Source organism: Ancylobacter aquaticus (genome assembly GCF_004339465.1).
GTDB classification, from domain to species: domain Bacteria; phylum Pseudomonadota; class Alphaproteobacteria; order Rhizobiales; family Xanthobacteraceae; genus Ancylobacter; species Ancylobacter aquaticus.
Genome location: NZ_SMFY01000001.1, coordinates 364,620 through 381,269 on the forward strand (window position 1 = coordinate 364,620; position 16,650 = coordinate 381,269).

General features: G+C 67.1%; 13 protein-coding genes. 2 read left to right on the forward strand and 11 right to left on the reverse strand.

Annotated features, from left to right (window positions below):
* Positions 1-204: 204 nt before the first annotated feature.
* From EV667_RS01775 to EV667_RS01825, 11 genes are all read right to left on the reverse strand, one after another.
* The gene (locus tag EV667_RS01775; protein WP_131833623.1) at positions 205-2,568 is read right to left on the reverse strand and encodes a Tex family protein; all 2,364 of its coding nucleotides are present in this window, start codon (positions 2,566-2,568) and stop codon (positions 205-207) included.
* Positions 2,569-2,676: 108 nt separating this feature from the next.
* Positions 2,677-4,395, reverse strand: a complete 1,719-nt coding sequence (locus EV667_RS01780) for a nitrilase-related carbon-nitrogen hydrolase (RefSeq protein ID WP_131833624.1) — start codon at positions 4,393-4,395, stop codon at positions 2,677-2,679.
* 218 nt (positions 4,396-4,613) lie between these two features.
* Positions 4,614-5,606: an acetamidase/formamidase family protein gene (locus EV667_RS01785; RefSeq protein WP_131833625.1), complete on the reverse strand. Its 993-nt coding sequence runs from the start codon at positions 5,604-5,606 to the stop codon at positions 4,614-4,616.
* 30 nt (positions 5,607-5,636) lie between these two features.
* Positions 5,637-6,350, reverse strand: a complete 714-nt coding sequence (locus tag EV667_RS01790) for an ABC transporter ATP-binding protein (protein WP_131833626.1) — start codon at positions 6,348-6,350, stop codon at positions 5,637-5,639.
* Positions 6,343-7,098 carry an ABC transporter ATP-binding protein gene (locus EV667_RS01795; protein WP_131833627.1) on the reverse strand — a complete coding sequence of 252 codons (756 nt, stop codon included), beginning with the start codon at positions 7,096-7,098 and terminating at the stop codon, positions 6,343-6,345. The genes EV667_RS01790 and EV667_RS01795 overlap by 8 nt, the downstream gene beginning before the upstream one ends.
* Positions 7,098-8,174: a branched-chain amino acid ABC transporter permease gene (locus EV667_RS01800; protein ID WP_131833628.1), complete on the reverse strand. Its 1,077-nt coding sequence runs from the start codon at positions 8,172-8,174 to the stop codon at positions 7,098-7,100. The genes EV667_RS01795 and EV667_RS01800 overlap by 1 nt, the downstream gene beginning before the upstream one ends.
* Positions 8,175-8,196: 22 nt before the next feature.
* Positions 8,197-9,069 carry an ABC transporter permease subunit gene (locus EV667_RS01805; protein WP_131833629.1) on the reverse strand — a complete coding sequence of 291 codons (873 nt, stop codon included), beginning with the start codon at positions 9,067-9,069 and terminating at the stop codon, positions 8,197-8,199.
* 435 nt (positions 9,070-9,504) lie between these two features.
* Positions 9,505-10,743 (reverse strand): urea ABC transporter substrate-binding protein, encoded by a 1,239-nt coding sequence (locus EV667_RS01810; RefSeq protein ID WP_131833630.1) that lies wholly within the window; start codon positions 10,741-10,743, stop codon positions 9,505-9,507.
* A gap of 19 nt (positions 10,744-10,762) precedes the next feature.
* The gene (locus EV667_RS01815; RefSeq protein ID WP_131833631.1) at positions 10,763-11,419 is read right to left on the reverse strand and encodes an ANTAR domain-containing response regulator; all 657 of its coding nucleotides are present in this window, start codon (positions 11,417-11,419) and stop codon (positions 10,763-10,765) included.
* Entirely contained in the window at positions 11,419-12,540 is a 1,122-nt protein-coding gene (locus tag EV667_RS01820) for a transporter substrate-binding domain-containing protein (protein ID WP_131834962.1), read from the reverse strand. The genes EV667_RS01815 and EV667_RS01820 overlap by 1 nt, the downstream gene beginning before the upstream one ends.
* 237 nt (positions 12,541-12,777) lie before the next feature.
* On the reverse strand, positions 12,778-13,707 hold the full coding sequence (locus EV667_RS01825; RefSeq protein ID WP_131833632.1) for a LysR family transcriptional regulator: 930 nt from the start codon (positions 13,705-13,707) through the stop codon (positions 12,778-12,780).
* Positions 13,708-13,856: 149 nt separating this feature from the next.
* On the opposite strand from EV667_RS01825, the gene EV667_RS01830 reads away from it, so the two are divergent.
* On the forward strand, positions 13,857-14,801 hold the full coding sequence (locus tag EV667_RS01830; RefSeq protein WP_131833633.1) for a choline ABC transporter substrate-binding protein: 945 nt from the start codon (positions 13,857-13,859) through the stop codon (positions 14,799-14,801).
* Between the two features lie 76 nt (positions 14,802-14,877).
* Positions 14,878-16,404 (forward strand): choline-sulfatase, encoded by a 1,527-nt coding sequence (betC, locus tag EV667_RS01835; protein WP_131833634.1) that lies wholly within the window; start codon positions 14,878-14,880, stop codon positions 16,402-16,404.
* Positions 16,405-16,650 lie beyond the last annotated feature (246 nt).

Genomic DNA, 16,650 nt, shown 5'->3' on the forward strand with positions numbered 1-16,650 from the left:
TTAGCCCGAAAAACACGCCGCCGCCAACTGCTCCCCGTCACAGGTCGCTGCACGGTCACTGGCCGCGCCCATGGCGGACGCGCCGCCCCGCGCGGGAGCGCCAACCGATCAGCCCGCAACGCGAGCTGATCGGATAATACATTATATATCATGGAGTTAGAGGGCGGTTCACCATAGATTGGCTCAGGCCAGCCGGATAGCGCTCTACCGCCGCTTGAGCGCGTCCATCAGCGCCGCGCCGAGCGCGCCCTGCGGTGCCTTTTGCGGTTCGCGCGCCGGCGGGCGGGGAGTGGGCGTGCGCGGCGCGCCCGGCTTGTCCCGGGCCTCGGCCGCGCCGCGTTCGCCCTGCGGCTTCGCCCCGGCAGCGGCGGCATCGCGGCGCATGGAGAGCGAGATGCGCTTGCGCTTGAGGTCGATCTCCAGCACCCGCACCTTCACCACATCGCCGACCTTCACCACCTCATGGGCGTCCTTTACGAAGCGGTCGGCGAGCTGGGAGACATGCACCAGCCCGTCCTGATGCACGCCGATATCCACAAAAGCGCCGAACGCGGCGACATTGGTCACGGTGCCTTCCAGCTCCATGCCGGGCTTCAGGTCCTTCATGTCGTCGATGCCATCGGCAAAGGTCGCGGTCTTGAAGGCGGGGCGCGGGTCGCGGCCGGGCTTGTCGAGTTCGGCGATGATGTCGCGCACCGTGGGCAGGCCGAAGCGCTCATCGACGAAGGCGTTGGGGTTGAGGCCGGACAGCGCCGCGCTGTCGCCCATCAGCGTGCGCAGGTCGCGCCCGCATGCGGCGACGATCTTGCGGGCGACGCCATAGGCTTCCGGATGGACGGCGGAGGCGTCGAGCGGTTCATTGCCGTCGCGGATGCGCAGAAAGCCCGCGCATTGCTCGAAAGTGCGCGGCCCGAGCCGGGCGACGTCCTTCAGCTGCTTGCGGCTGGCGAAGGGGCCATTGGCGTCGCGATGGGCGACGACGGCCTCGGCGAGCGCGGTGCCGAGCCCCGACACCCGCGCCAGCAGCGAGGCGGAGGCGGTGTTGAGATCGACGCCGACGGCGTTCACCGCGTCTTCCACAACCGCGTCGAGCGCGCGGGCGAGGTGATACTGGTCGACATCGTGCTGGTACTGGCCGACGCCGATCGACTTCGGGTCGATCTTGACCAGCTCCGCCAGCGGGTCCTGCAGCCGGCGGGCGATGGAGACCGCGCCGCGCAGCGACACGTCGAGGCCGGGGAATTCCGCCGCCGCCAGCGCCGAGGCGGAATAGACCGAGGCGCCGGCTTCCGACACCACCACCTTGAGCGGTTTGGTGCCGGCCTCGGAGGCGGGGAGGGCGGCCAACAGCTCCGCCACCAGCTTCTCGGTCTCGCGGCTGCCAGTGCCATTGCCGATGGCGATGAGATCGACGCCGTGCGCGCGGATGAGCCGCGCCAGCTCTGACTGCGTGCCGCGCACATCGTTCTTCGGCTGGAACGGATAAACCGTCGAGGTAGCGAGCAGCTTGCCGGTGCCGTCCACGACCGCCACCTTGACCCCGGTGCGGATGCCGGGATCGAGCCCCATCGTGGTGCGCGAGCCGGCCGGGGCGGTGAGCAGCAGGTCCTTCAGGTTGCGGGCGAAGACGTCGATCGCTTCCTTCTCCGCCCGCATCCGCAGCTCGGTCATCAGATCGAGCGAGAGGTGCAGCGACAGCTTGACCCGCCACGTCCAGCCGGCGACTTCCATCAGCCAGATGTCGCCCGGCAGCCGGTCGCCGATGGCGTAGGCCTCATTGATCATCCGCACCACCGGCTTGAGCGGGCGAGTGTCGTCGGCGTCGACCTCGATCTCCAGCGCCAGCACGTCCTCGTTGCGCCCGCGCAGCATGGCCAGCGCGCGGTGGCTCGGCGCGGTGGCCCAGCGCTCGACATGGTCGAAATAGTCGGAGAACTTGGCGCCTGCCTCTTCCTTGCCCTCAACTACGCGGGAGCGAAGACTGGCGTTCTGCCGCAGATGCCCGCGCAGCCGGCCGAGCAGATCGGCATTCTGCGCGAACTGCTCGGAAAGGATGTCGCGCGCGCCTTCCAGCGCCGCCTTCACATCCGCCACCTCGTCGGTGAGATAGGCGGCCGCCAGCTCGGCCGGCACAGCGGCGCGGTCGGCCAGGATGCCTTCCGCCAGCGGGCCGAGGCCGCGCTCGCGGGCGATTTCCGCCCGGTTGCGGCGCTTGGGCTTGAAGGGGAGGTAGATGTCCTCAAGCTCCGCCTTGGTGGTGGCGGCACCGAGCGAGGCTTCCAGCTCCGGGGTGAGCTTCTCCTGCTGGCGGATGGAGTCGAGAATGGCGGCGCGCCGCGCTTCCAGCTCGCGCAGATAGATCAGCCGCTCGCCGAGCAGGCGCAGCTGCGTGTCGTCCAGCCCGCCCGTCGCCTCCTTGCGGTAGCGCGCGATGAACGGGACGGTGGCGCCCTCGTCGAGCAGGGCGATGGCGGCTTCCGCCTGCTGCGGGCGCGCGCTTATCTCCTGCGCGATCGTCTGCGCGATCTGGCGGGCGATGGCGGCGGCGAGGGTGCTTTTATCGGTCATGCGGAACACGGAATCGCTTGAGGGGAAGGCGAGACCATATTCATTCGGGCGCAAGAGCGCCACGCCACGCGAGGTGCGCGACGTGGCTTGTGGATGAGGCGCCGGCGTTCAGCGGATGAGCGGCAGATAGTGATGGGGCTGGCGCATCGTCACCAGATCCTTCCGCCGCACCACATTGGTGGGGTAGGGCGTGTCGAGATTGGTGGTGTCGATCTCCGTCGTGGCGACGCCCTCGCCCGAACCGAGAATCGTCTCGCGGCGGGGAAACTCGAACGTATCCGGCCCGAACACGCCGCTCTTGCCGCCATAGCCGGAGGCTTCGTCGAGCACGTTGGCGAAGGCGAGGTGGACGTTGTTCTCGCCCGCCCGCGCCCGCATCAGGTGCCAGTGATGCGGATCGGCGCCGGTGGGGATGGGGTAGTTCTGGGCGATGGCGGTTCCGGCATGGGCGGAGGTGAGCGCCCCGCGCAGCGCCGCCGGACAGAGGATGAGATCGCAGCCGCGCAGCGCCAGCACGCGGCCGGCCTCCGGGAAGGCGGCGTCGTGGCCGATGAGCAGGCCGATGCGGCCGAACTTGGTGTCGAACACTCCCCACTCGTCGCCCGGCGTTGCCCAATTGTGGTCCGAGGCGTCGAGGTGGGTCTTGCGGTAGCGGCCGATCACCCCTTGCGGGCCCACCAGCACGGCGGAATTGTAGAGCGTGCCACCCTCGTCCTCGGCGAGACCGGCGGCGAGGTGCAGGCCGTGGCGCGTGGCGATGGCGATGAGGCGGGCGACCGCCTCGCCCTCCAGCTTCACGGCGGCCGGCGCGTCGAGGCCGGTGATGGCGCGCTCGGGGAAGACCACGAGTTCCGCCCCGTCGGCGCGGGCCTCGGCGGCGAGCTGCTCGATACGGTCGAGATTGGCGGCGATGTCCCCCGTGGGGGCGAACTGCGCGACGGCGACCTTTGAGCGCCGGCCCTTGGGCAGCGGGCGGTGGCCGTAGAGCGTGAAGAAGTCGAGCGGGTTCCAAGTGAAAGTGTTGGTCGGCAGCTCCATATAGAGCTCCGGCCGGCGCTGCTCGAACACGGGTTCGCCGAGCATGCGGCGGGCGCGGGCCCGCTCCAGGTCGATGTCGACGCAGGCGACGCCGTCGCCCGTATCGATCACCGCCTCGATGGCCCCGTCCGGGCCAATGACGCAGCTGCCGCCGGAGAATTGCACGCTGCGCTCCAGCCCCCAGCGGTTGGATTCGATGAGGTAGCAGCTGTTCTCGACCGCCCGCGTGATCCAGTAGGGCGCCGGGGTGCGCTCGGCCAGCCAGTTGGAGATGTGGCAGATGATGTCGGCGCCACCGAGCCCGACAAGGCGGGCGGTCTCAATGAAATGGATGTCCATGCAGACCAGCAGGGCGATGCGGCCGACGGGCGTGTCGAACACGACATGGCCACGATCGCCCGGGGCGGACCATTTCGGCTCGGAGATATAGGGGTGGGTCTTGCGGTGGGTGCCGACCACGCCTTCCGGGCCGATGAGCACGGCGGCATTGTAATAGAGGTTGGTCGCGGGATCGACCTCCGGCATGCCGATGACGATGTAGCAGCCCCGGGCGCGGGCGATCTCACCGAAGCGGTCGGTGGTCGGGCCGGGGATCGGCTCTACGAAGGGGGCGACTTCCGCGCGGTCGAACCAGCAATAGCCTGTCGTGCCCATTTCTGGTGTCACGATGAGTTTCGCCCCTTCCGCTGCGGCCTGCGTGACCAGATCGGCGAGGCGCGCGATGTTGCGCTCCTTCTCGAACATCGTCGGCTCGAACTGGACGGTCGCGACCTTGAGCGTGGTGGTCATCGGAGGTCTCCGGGCTCGGTTGAGAACAGCGTCATCCTGAGGCGCGAGCTCGGCGAGCCTCGATGGAGGCTCGCGCAGGACGCACGCAGCCTTCCTCCTTCGAGGCCCGGCATTGCCTGGCACCTCAGGATGACGTTCAGCTTTGGGCAGGCGTGAAAGGTGCGCGGCAGATGCGGCGGGGGCTCTCCCCTCTCCCGGCGGGAGAGGGGAAGGGGCGCTCAGGCCGTGAGGTACGACTTCAGGATCGAGGCGCCCATCGTGTATTTCGGGTCCACCATGTTGCCGAGCCGCACGCGGCCGCACTGGGTCAGCAGCATGTAGGCCTCGATCTCGTCGAAGCCGTAGTCCGACGCCATCCAGCGGATGAGGTCGCGATAGGCCATGCGGGTGGCGTCCTCCATCGGCCGGGTGGAGCCGATGGACATGATGAACTCTTCCGTCTCAAGGCGCGGGGTGTGGATGGTCCAGCCCTTGATGAGGTCGATCTGGATGGTGGTGACGGTGGGGTGCTCCAGCGCGACGCCGCACAGTTCGCCATCGCCCTGGGTGGCGTGGCAGTCTCCGAGATAGAGCAGGCCGCCGGCAATGTTCACCGGGAGATAGATGACGGCGCCGATGCCGACATCCGGCAGGTCCATGTTGCCGCCGTAATAGTCCGGCTGCAGCGAGGTGATGGCCTCGATCTCCGGCGAGGTGCCGATGGTGCCGATGAAGGGCACGTAGGGCAGGGTGATCTTGTCGCTCCATTTGGTGCCGGTCTCGGCATCGACATGGAGCTTCTTGACCCGGACAGGCAGCGGCGCGTTGAGCATCGCGGTGTCCTTGGTCGGCACCAGGCCGCCGAAGTCCGGCATGATCAGCGTGGTGCCGACCGGCTGCGGACCGCGCGGGACGATGTTCTTGATGTAGACGGCAAGCGTGTCGCCCTTCTCCGCGCCATTGACGAAGATCGGGCCGTTCTGCGGGTTGAGATAGGGGAAGTTGAGGATCTCCAGCGGGTTGTCGCTCTCGCTCTTGATCGCGCCCTCGAAGGCGTCATGCGTCTCCGCTGCCACCACCGCGCCGGGATCGACCTTGAGCACCGGGTCGACATAGGGGCCGTAGACATAGTGGTACTTGCCCTGCTCCGCCTCGGTGAGGGAGTGGGTGGCGCCCGCCTGGCCTTTGGCGAGGCCCTTGCGTGCCATGAGGGAATTCTGGAGCCAGGACATGGTGTTCTCCTTGGATTGCTGGCTGTCCGTTCAGACGGCGAGGTGACGGCGCATGGCCTCGCCATCGGCGAGCCCCTCGCGCGTGAGTTCGGCGACGACGCGGCCCTTGTCCATGACGTAGCAGCGCTGCGCCATCGCCCGGATCATGTCGATGTTCTGCTCCACCAGCACGACGGTGACGCCGGTGTCCTTGTTGAGCTGGACCATGATGCGGGCGATGTCCTGCACGATGTTGGGCTGGATGCCCTCGGAGGGTTCGTCCAGCAGGATGAGCTGCGGATTGGCCACCAGCACCCGGCCGATGGCGAGCTGCTGCTGTTGGCCTCCCGACAATGTGCCGGCGCGCTGCGACCAGCGCTCGCGCAGGATGGGGAAATAGCCGAGCACGCGCTCGCGGTCGGCCTCGGTGACGCGCCCGGCCCGCATGCCGCCCACCGCGATGTTTTCGCCCACGGTAAGGCGGGGAAACACGTCGCGGCCCTGCGGCACATAGCCGATGCCGAGCCGCGCCCGCTTGAAGGCGGAGAGCTGCTCCACCGGCTTGTCGCCGAACACGATGGAGCCTTCCATCGCGGGCACCAGGCCGATGAGGCTCTTCATCAGGGTGGACTTGCCGACACCGTTGCGGCCGATGACGGCGACGATCTCGCCTTGCCGCACCTCGATATCGAGCCCCTGCAGCACCGGCTTGCCGCCATATCCGGCCCGCAGGCCGAGAGTGGAGAGCATGATTTCCTTACGCATGGGGTGCTCCCGCCGGCTCGTGCGCGGTCTCGTGTGCCGTGGTCTGGCCGAGATAGATGGCGGCGACGTCCTCATTGGCCACGATCTCGTCGATCGTGCCCTGCGCGAACACCCGGCCCAGATGCAGCACCGTGACCTGCTGCGCGACCTGGCGCACAAAGGCCATGTCGTGTTCCACCGCCAGCACGGTCATGCCCTGCGCATTGAGGCGCTTGACCATCTCGCCGGTGGCATGGGTTTCCTCCGGCGACATGCCGGCGGTGGGCTCATCGAGCAGCAGCAGGCGCGGCTTGAGGCTGATGGCCATGCCGATCTCCAGCCACTGCTTCTGGCCGTGCGAGAGATTGCCGGCGAGGCGGGTGGAATCCTCGGTGAGGTTGAGGAACTCCAGCAGCTTGTCGATCTCCTCGGCAAGCACCGCCGGGTCGTAATGGTGCTGCATCGCGATTTCGAGATTCTGCCGCACGCTCAGCGCCTTGAAGATTCCGGGCACCTGGAACTTGACGCTCATGCCGCGGCGGATGCGCTGGAACGGCTTGAGGCTGGTGATGTCCTCGCCGCCGAACAGGATGGCGCCGCTGCTCGGCAAATGCTCGCCGAGGATCAGCCGGAACAGGGTCGACTTGCCGGCACCGTTCGGCCCGATGAGGCAGTGCACCTCGCCGGCCTCAAGCGTCAGGTCGACATTGTTGGTGACGTGCAGCCCGCCGAAGCGCTTGTTGAGGCCTAGTGTCTGGAGCATCGGCATCAGGCGTCTCCCGGCTGGCCGTTGGAGGCGCGTTTTGAGAAGGGCCGGGCGACGAGGCGGGCCAGCGCATAGATGAGGCCGCGCGGCGCCAGCAGCACGGTGAGCACCAGCATCACACCCATCACCACAAGCGCGTACTGGCTGCCATGGATGGTGAGCGCCTGGAACACGGCGAGCACGGTGACGGTGCCGACAAGCGTCGTGGTGAGGTCCGAGCGCCCGCCGACCGCGACCCAGACGATGGGCAGGGCGGCGGCGGTCATGCCCATGGAGGAGGGCGTGATGTACTGGCCCCAGCTGGTGTAGAGCACGCCCGACAACCCTGCGAGCGCCGCGCCGATGACGAAGGTACCGAGCTGGTATTTGCGGATGTCGTAGCCGAGCATTTCCGCCCGCTCGGGATTCTCGCGGATGGCGACGAGGACATTGCCGAAGGGCGAGTTCACCAGAATGCGCAGGCCCAGATATACGAGCACCAGCATGCCGAGCACGACATAATAGAGCTGCACGTCGGGATACAGCACGATGTCGCCGCCGGGCCAGGGCAGGGTGAGCGGGGGCATGTTGCTCATGCCGTTGAAGCCGTTGAGCCGGGCGGCGCCGATCTTCCATTCCGGCCCCGCCGTCTGCGCCATGAAGCGCTCCAGCACCAGGGTGATCGACAGGGTAACGATGCCGAGGAACACGCCGGAGATGCGGCCGAAGAACAGGAAATAGCCGAGCAGCGCCGCGAACAGCGCGGCGATCGCCACCGCGAACAGCAGGGCAACGAAGGTGAAGCCGTAGGCGGCGCCGAAATTGATGGTGAGGATGCCATAGGCATAGCCGGCAATGCCGAAGAACGCCGTCTGGCCGAAGCTCAGCGAGCCGCCATAGCCCCAGATGAGGGAGAGGCCGAGCGCCATGAAGATCCAGGTGAAGAAGTACACCGTGTTGCCGACCGTGTAGCCGTCCGAGAACAGCGGGTAGGCGCAGGCGCCGGCCAGCACGACGAGGAAGCCGACCCAGAAGCCGGGCCCCCGGCCCAGCGTCTGCGGGCCTTCGAGGCGGCGGAAAAAGCGTGAGAGCGCGTTCATGTGCTGGTTTCCGTGTCCGGGATCAGGCCCGCTCGCGCAGGAGGAAGCCGGAGATGCCGCGCGGCAGCACCCGGATGACGATGATCACGGCCATGAGCAGGCCGATCTGGCCGGCGAGCTGGCCGTACCAGGAGGTCATGGTGGCCTTGACCACCGCGAGCACCGCCGCCGCCGGGGCGGTTCCGAGGAACACGTCGGCGCCGCCGACCACCACGGTGACGAAAGCTTCCATGATGAAGGTGGTGCCCATGGTCGGCACCAGCGTCATGGTCGGGGCGTAGAGCCCGCCCGCGAGGCCCGCGAGGCCCGCGCCCAGCGCGAAGGTCAGGCTGTAGACGAGGCGCGTGTCGATGCCCAGAGCGGCGGCCATGTGCGGCACCTGGATGGTGGCGCGGGCCATGACGCCGAAGCGGGTCCAGTTGAACAACGCGTAGAGCCCGATGATGACCAGCACCGCCATGCCGCACAGAACGAGGCGGTAGAGCGAATAGGAATAATCGCCGACGGTGAAGCTGCCGAACGGGGTGCCGACGCCGGTCATGGTGGAACCGAGAACGATCAGCGTGCCCTGGGTGAAGATGAGGCTGAGGCCCCATGTGGCGACGATGGTGTCGAGCGGCCGGTCATAGAGATGGCGGATGATCAATATCTCCACCACCGCCCCGACCAGCGCCGAGACAAGAGCCCCGATGAGGATGGCGAGCGGCAGCGGCACGCCGGCATGGGCGGCGGAGACGGTGACATAGGCCCCGCACATGATGAATTCGCCATGCGCCAGATTGATCACGCCCATCATGCCGAAGATGACGGCGAGGCCGCAGGCGGACAGCACCAGAAAGGCGAAGGCGTCGCCGAACTGGTAGAGCGCGGAGAAGGCGAGTGTTCCGACATCCATGTGCGGTGGGGCCCTTAATCTTTCGCTTCGAGGGGACGGCCTCATCCTGAGGTGCGGCCTCGCGGGATGGTCGTCCGGGTGAGCCTCCGTCGAGGCCGGGCTGTCGGCCGGCACCTCGGGATGACGCATTGAGCGTCACCTCGGGATGACGCCGTTCATGGCAAGACGTCTTTGCGGATCAGCGATCGCCCCGGCCAAAACTGGGGGGGCGGGCCGGGGCGATGCTCCGGAAGCCGCCGAGGGGAACAGGGCGGCTTCCGCATTGGGTGAGAGGCCGGCCTTTGGCCGTGCACCTCAGGATGACGGTGCGAAGATACGCGAACGATAATCCCATCCTCTCATCCCCGGGCCTGACCGGGGGCCCAGCCGTCACGCAGGTGAAGGCCGGGAAGTCTGCATGGCCGGGTCACGCCCGGCCATGAGGGAGCGGAGAAATCAGTTCTTCGGCGGCGGGTTGGACGGCGTGTACTGCGCGCTCGGGTCGCTCTTGGTCAGGTCGCAGCCGGCTTCGCCCAGCCAGTACGGCTTGATGTCCTCCCACACCTTCGGGAAGGTGATGGAGTGATCTTCGCCGACCTTGGCGAGGTAGATGGTGTGCGACATGTGCTGGCTCTTCGGGTCGAGACAGACCTTGCCCTCGGGGGCGTCCATGCAGACGTCGCCCTTGGCGATCTCCTTGCGCAGGTCGTCGCGCTTGGTCGACTTCGCGCGCTCCACCATCTGCTTGTAGAGATAGACGGCGAGGTAGGAGTTCTCGGCTTCCTGGTTCACATAGGGCTCATCGGGGAACTTGGCCTTGAACTTGGCGACGAATTCCTTCGACTTCGGGGTGTCGATTTCCTCGATGTAGTTGGTGGTGACGTACATGTCCTTGAGCGATGGCGGCTTGAAGCGCTTGTGCTCATAGCCCTGGCCGACGTTCACGGAAGAAGCCATCGGCAGGTCGACGTTGGCGGAGGCGGCCTGCTCGTAATAGGAGGCCTGAGCGGTGCCGACCAGCAGCGTCACCACGAAGTCGGGCTTGGCCTTCTGGATGTTCTGGATGTTCTGCGAGAACTGCGACACGCCGAGCGGGATGAAATCCTCGCCGACCATTTCGCCGCCATGCTCCTTGACGATGTTGCGCACCCATTCGGCCGAGATCTGGCCGAAATTATAGTCGGCGGCGAGCGTGTAGACCTTCTTGCCGTACTTCTCCATCATCCACGGGATGAGGGTGGAGAACTGCTGCTCGGGCACCGCGCCGGTGACGATCATGTTGGCGTCGCAGACGCCGCCTTCATACTGGTTGTTGTAGAAGGCGAGGCCGTCGAACTGGTTGACAATCGGCCGATAGGCCTCGCGCGAGGCGGAGGAGAAGCCGGCGAAGACGGCGTCCACCTTGTCGCGCTGCAGCACGCGGCGCATGAATTCCTGGTAGCGGGTGTTGTCGGACTGGGTGTCGTAGATCACCAGTTCGAGCGGGCGGCCGTCGATGCCGCCGGCCTTGTTGATCTCCTCGGCGGCAAGCTGGATGGCGTGCACCTTGCCGATGGTCGCGGCGGCGAAGTCGCCGGACTGGTCTTCGAGCACGCCGAGCTTGATCGGATCGGCGGCGAAAGCGTGGGCGACGCTGAGCAAAAGCGTCCCCGTGAGGGCTGCGGCACGCAGCCCCCGCATGGTCTTCCCGTTCATTTTCTTCTCCTGTGAAAGGTTATCTTCTTTCCGCGCGTGGCTCCGCCGGGCGGTGCTGCATCGGTCCATCGAGGGGGCCAGCCCTCGCCGTCATGAACGCCTCGCAATAGGCCTCAAGGGTCTGCCGCGAGCGCATGCTTTCGCGCCGAAGCCATTCATAGGCCTCGTCGTCATCGACGCCCGCCTCCGTCATGCGGGCGATGATGGACTTCACCACCGCGCGGCGGCCACGCCGGCGGCGATCCATGTCGTCGAGCCGCGCCCGGAGGTCGCCGCGCAACAGGAACTGGTTGATGCCGAGGAACAGCGCGGTATAGACCGCGCCGCCCTGCACCGGCTTGCGCAGGAACGCCGAGGCGCCGAGCTGGATGAGGTGCTTGAGCCGGCTCGGCGCTTCCACGCCGACCAGGCCGATCACCGGCACCGGCGGCTGATGCGAGCCGGCGTCGATGTCCAGCGCGACCGGGTTGTCGAGATCGCCGTCGATGAACAGGATGTCGCGCTCGGGCTGCAGGCTCGCGAGGTCGATCTGCGCCCGCCCGTCCACCAGCTCCGGATAGACGGCGCCGACGCCCAGCTTGCCGAGCGTCTTTTCGAGCGCCTCCACCGCGGTGAGGCTGGACGTGACGATGTGCGCCCGCCCGCCATTGAAGTTCTGGAGCAGCCGAGGTGCCATCACTTTACCACTCTCAGTGACGCGTTGCGGGCAGCGACCGCGTAGCGCGGCGAGGACTGGACGAGATAGGGGTCAGGTCGCACCGGGCCGGGCGCCTCGACGAGAATGTCGAAGCGCGCCTGCGCATTTGAAATCCCGATTCGTGGCGTCAGATAGGCGTGCAGGGTCTGCGGGTCGATCCGCACCTCGCCCTGCGGGGCGAGCAGATGCTGGCGGGTGGCGGCTTCCTTCACCGCTTCCACATCGTCGGTTCCCGCCTCGGCCAGCGACAGGATGAGCAGCTTCATCGCGATATAGGAGGCTTCCGCATCGGCCGAGGTGGCCGGGCCGTCGGGGAAGGTCTCGCCATAGAAGCGGGTGAAAGCGGCATTGGCCGGGGAGGCGAGCGAGGAGAAATAGACCGAGGAGGAGAGATGGCCGTCCACCGCCTCCTGGCCGATCTCCTCCAGCTCCGGTTCGGACAGCGTGCAGCTGACCACCGGAAAGGTCTTGCGCTGGTCGATGCCGCGCGCGGCGCAGGCGGCGCGGAAGGCGCGGAAGAACGCGTAATTGCTGGTGCCGATGAGATTGTTGAACACGAAGGCCGGCCGTGCCTCCAGAATCGCCTCGACCACCTGGTCGATCTCGGTGTCGCCCACCGGCACATAGCGCTCGGCCAGCACCCGTGCGCCGCGCGCGGTCATCGCCTCGCGGAAGATGCGGGTGTTCTCCCACGCCCAGATATAGTTGGAGCCAACGCAGAAGGCCGAGGAGCCCAGCGTCGCCAGCACGTGGTCGACGAGGGGCAGCACATGCTGGTTCGGCGAGGCGCCGGTGTAGATGACGTTGTTGGAGCTCTCGAAGCCCTCATAATGCGAGGGGTACCACAGCAGGCCGTCATGCTTCTCGAAGCAGGGGATGACTTCCTTGCGGCTGGACGAGGTGTAGCAGCCCACGACATGGCGGATGCCGTCATGCAGCAGGTCGCGGCTCAGCGCGGCGTAGCGGGGCAGCTCGCCGCCGGGATTGACCACCACCGGCTCGACGGTGATACCCGGCGCCGGGCGCTCGGCCACCGCCAGCAGCGCGCCGTTCAGCATCGAGCGGGCGACCACGCTGTAGGGTCCCGTGGTCGAGAGCATGACGCCTATGCGGAAGTGCTTCGACACGCCTCGCTCCAACCGGGCTCAAGGCCCGAACGACTCCCGGGCCGAAGCCCAAAACAAAAAAACGCCCGCCGGCCGTCAGGCCGTGGGCGTCGTTGCCACCAACCAGCAGCGCGAAAACGCCGTCGTTGGAAATGTTCACCGAAAGTGCCGCGACATTGGGCAGCCTTGCCCGTCGCTCGTTTCTTAGGCTCGCGTGAAGTTACCTTCTTGTCAAGAACCTTTTTCGCGCGTGGGCCCACCTGCGAGAGTTCCGCGCGCCTCGCCGAGAATCCAGGCGATGAGATCGCGCGCCGGCGTAGACAGCGTGGTGCCGGGCGCCAGCCAGTAGCCGGTCTCGCGGCGCGCCAGCGGCGGCCCGATGGCGACCAGCGTGCCGTCGGCCAGCGCCCCGTCGATCAGCCCCGCCCAGCCCAGCGCCACCCCCTGGTCCGCCATGGCCGCCTGCACCACGAGGCCATAGGTGTTGAGGCTGAGATCGCTCGCCGCCGGCCCGCGCGCCAGCCCCATCGCGGTGAACCAGTCGCTCCAGCCGAACCAGCGCGGATGCGGGGTGCTTTCCAGATGCAGCAGCGGCAGGTTGCCGATGCGCGCCGGGTTCTCGCCGAGGCCGTGGCGGGCGGCGAAGCCGGGGCTGCACACCGGCCAGATCCGTTCCTCGATCAGCTGCACGCTCTCGGGTGGAAAGTCCCGCCGCGCACCGAACAGCACCGCGACGTCCTCCGCCCCGTCGAGTCCGTGGTCGGCCCCGGCGGAGGCGATGATGTGCACGTCGGTCTCCGGCCGCACCTGCCGGAAAGCGGCGACGCGCGGCATCATCCAGAAGGAGGCGAAGCCGTAATCGGTGAACAGCCGCACCACCGGCCGCCGGCTCAGGCGCCGCACCGCGCGGGCGGCCGTGTCGATCTCGCCGGCCGCCGCCCTCGTGGCGCGATGCAGCGCCTCCCCCGCCGGCGTGAGCGTGCTGCCGCGATGGCCGCGCACGAGAAGCGGCGTGCCGAGCTGGGTTTCCAGCTCCCGCACCACATAGCTCACCGCCGGCTGCGACAGGCCGAGCGCGCGGGCCGCCGCCGTGATCGAGCCGAGCCGGCCCACGGCCTCGAAGACACGAATCCAGCCGAGGTCGAGAGCGCGCTCAGACATAGAGACAGCTTATGCCTATCATCGAAAATATAGGGCTTCACAGGCCAAAACATTTAACCGCCTGATGGGCGTCAGGCAAGGAAGCCACCGGCCTCACAAGGTGGGTCCTTGCACATTTCGCGCGTCTCATCCCCTTCCAGAGGTGTCTCATGATGACCCGTACCGTGCTGGCCGCTTCGGCCCTTTCGCTCCTTCTCCTCGCGGGCCCCGTTGCGGCGGCGGACGCGCCCTCCTGCAAGACCATCCGCATGTCGGATCCCGGCTGGACCGACATCACCTCCACCAACGCCATCGCCGGCGTGCTGCTCGACAGCCTCGGCTACGAACAGGACGTGAAGACGCTCTCGGTGCCGATCGGCTATGAGTCGATGAAGAACGGCAATGTCGACGTCTTCCTCGGCAACTGGATGCCGGCGCAGCAGAAGTTCATCGACGCGCTGGACGAGGCGAAGGCGGTGGACGTGCTGGCCACCAATCTCGAAGGCGCCAAGTTCACCCTCGCCGTGCCGAGCTATGTCGCGGAAGGCGGCGTGAAGGACTTCAAGGACCTTGCCGCCCATGCCGACAAGTTCGACAGCAAGATCTACGGCATCGAGCCCGGCGCGCCGGCCAACCAGAACATATTGAAGATGATCGACGCCAATGATTTCGGCCTGAAGGGCTGGAAGGTGGTGGAATCGGGCGAGCAGGCGATGCTGGCGCAGGTGAAGCGCTCGCAGGGCGGCAAGGACTGGATCGTCTTCCTCGCCTGGGCACCGCACCCGATGAACGAGAGCTTCGATCTCACCTATCTCTCCGGCGGCGACGCCTATTTCGGCGCCGATTTCGGCGGCGCGAGCGTGCGGACCCTCGCCCGCACCGGCTGGTCGGCCGAGTGCCCGAACGCGGCGACCTTTTTCAAGCAGCTGAAATTCGACCTGGCGACGGAGAACGCCATGATGGGCAAGATCCTCGATGACGGGCAGACCCCCGAAGCCGCCGCCAAGTCGTGGATCAAGGCCAATCCGGCCGCGCTCGGCCCCTGGCTCGACGGCGTGACCACGCTCGACGGCAAGCCCGGCCTGCCGGCGGTGAAGTCCTCGCTCGGCCTGTGAGCACCCGTGGGGCCGGCGACCCCTGCTGCCGGCCTCCCTCACTGCCTGCGAAAAGCCTGCCGCGTGGAACGTGCCAATGACCCGCCCGACGGATCCCCCGAACATTCTCGTCCTGATGGTCGACCAGCTCAACGGGACGCTGTTCCCGGACGGGCCGGCCGACTTCCTCCACGCCCCGCACCTCAAGGCTTTGGCGCAGCGCTCCGTGCGCTTTGCCAACACCTATACGGCGAGCCCGCTCTGCGCCCCGGCGCGCGCCTCCTTCATGTCTGGCCAGCTGCCGAGCCGCACGCGGGTCTATGACAATGCCGCCGAGTTCACCTCGGATATCCCGACCTATGCCCACCATCTGCGCCGCGCCGGCTACCACACCGCGCTGTCGGGCAAGATGCATTTCGTCGGGCCGGACCAGTTGCACGGTTTCGAGGAGCGGCTGACCACCGACATCTACCCCGCCGATTTCGGTTGGACGCCGGATTACACCAAGCCGGGCGAGCGGATCGACTGGTGGTACCATAATCTGGGTTCGGTGACGGGCGCGGGGGTGGCGGAAATCACCAACCAGCTCGAATATGACGACGAGGTGGCCTATCACGCCGCCCGCAAGCTCTACGACCTCGCGCGCGGGCACGACGCCCGGCCGTGGTGCCTGACGGTGAGCTTTACCCACCCGCACGACCCTTATGTCGCCCGCAAGCGCTTCTGGGATTTGTATGAGGACTGCCCGGCGCTCGACCCCATCGTGCCGCCCATTCCCTTTGAGGAGCAGGACCCGCACGCCCAGCGGCTGATGCTGGCGAGCGACCAGGCGGCGAGCCATGTGACCGACGAGGATGTGCGTCGCTCGCGCCGGGCCTATTTCGCCAACATTTCCTATGTCGACGAGAAGATCGGCGAATTGCTGGACGTGCTGGAGCGCTGCCGGCTGAGCGAGAACACGATCGTCATCTTCGTCTCCGATCACGGCGACATGCTTGGCGAGCGCGGCCTGTGGTTCAAGATGAACTTCCTGGAGGGTTCGGCGCGAGTGCCGCTGATGATCGCCGCGCCCGGCCTGCCGGCCGCCCGCGTCGAGCGCGCCGCCTCGACGCTCGACGTCCTGCCGACACTGGCCGAACTGGTCGGGCTCGATCTCGCCTCGGTGATGCCGTGGACCGACGGCGAGAGCCTCGTCGGGCCGGCCCGGGGGGAGGGCGCGCGCAGCCCGGTGCCGATGGAATACGCAGCGGAGGGCTCCTATGCCCCGCTGGTGGCTCTGCGCGACGGGCCGTGGAAGCTCATCCTGTGCGATCTCGACCCGCCGATCCTCACCAACCTTGACGAGGACCCGCAGGAATTGGTGAACCGCGCGCAGGACCCCGCCTGCGCGCCCGTGATGGCCGAGATGACGGCGGCGATGACGGCGCGCTGGGACCTCGCCCGCTTCGATGCCGAGGTGCGCGCCAGCCAGGCGCGGCGGCATGTGGTCTATGAAGCGCTGCGCAACGGGGCCTATTACCCCTGGGATTTCCAGCCGCTGCAGCAGGCCTCGGAGCGCTATATGCGCAACCACATGGACCTGAACGTGCTGGAAGATGGCCAGCGTTTTCCGCGCGGCGAGTAGGCTCCGCGCTTTATTCCGATGACCGACAGCGGCCGGAAAGCGCCCATTGTGCTGCGCTGCGGCGCAGGTGGGTGCGGCGCATCACGTGATTGCGATCTGGAATCGCGCGTGGAGCGGAAACAATGGCGAGGGGCTCACGTTGTCCTGGCAGATTCACCGGCTGCGCTGATGTGTTGTGGCAAGGTGAATGAGAGTTGAAACAAAAGACGTGATGCTTTTGGTGCCGTATATGGTGTCAAAGTGTCG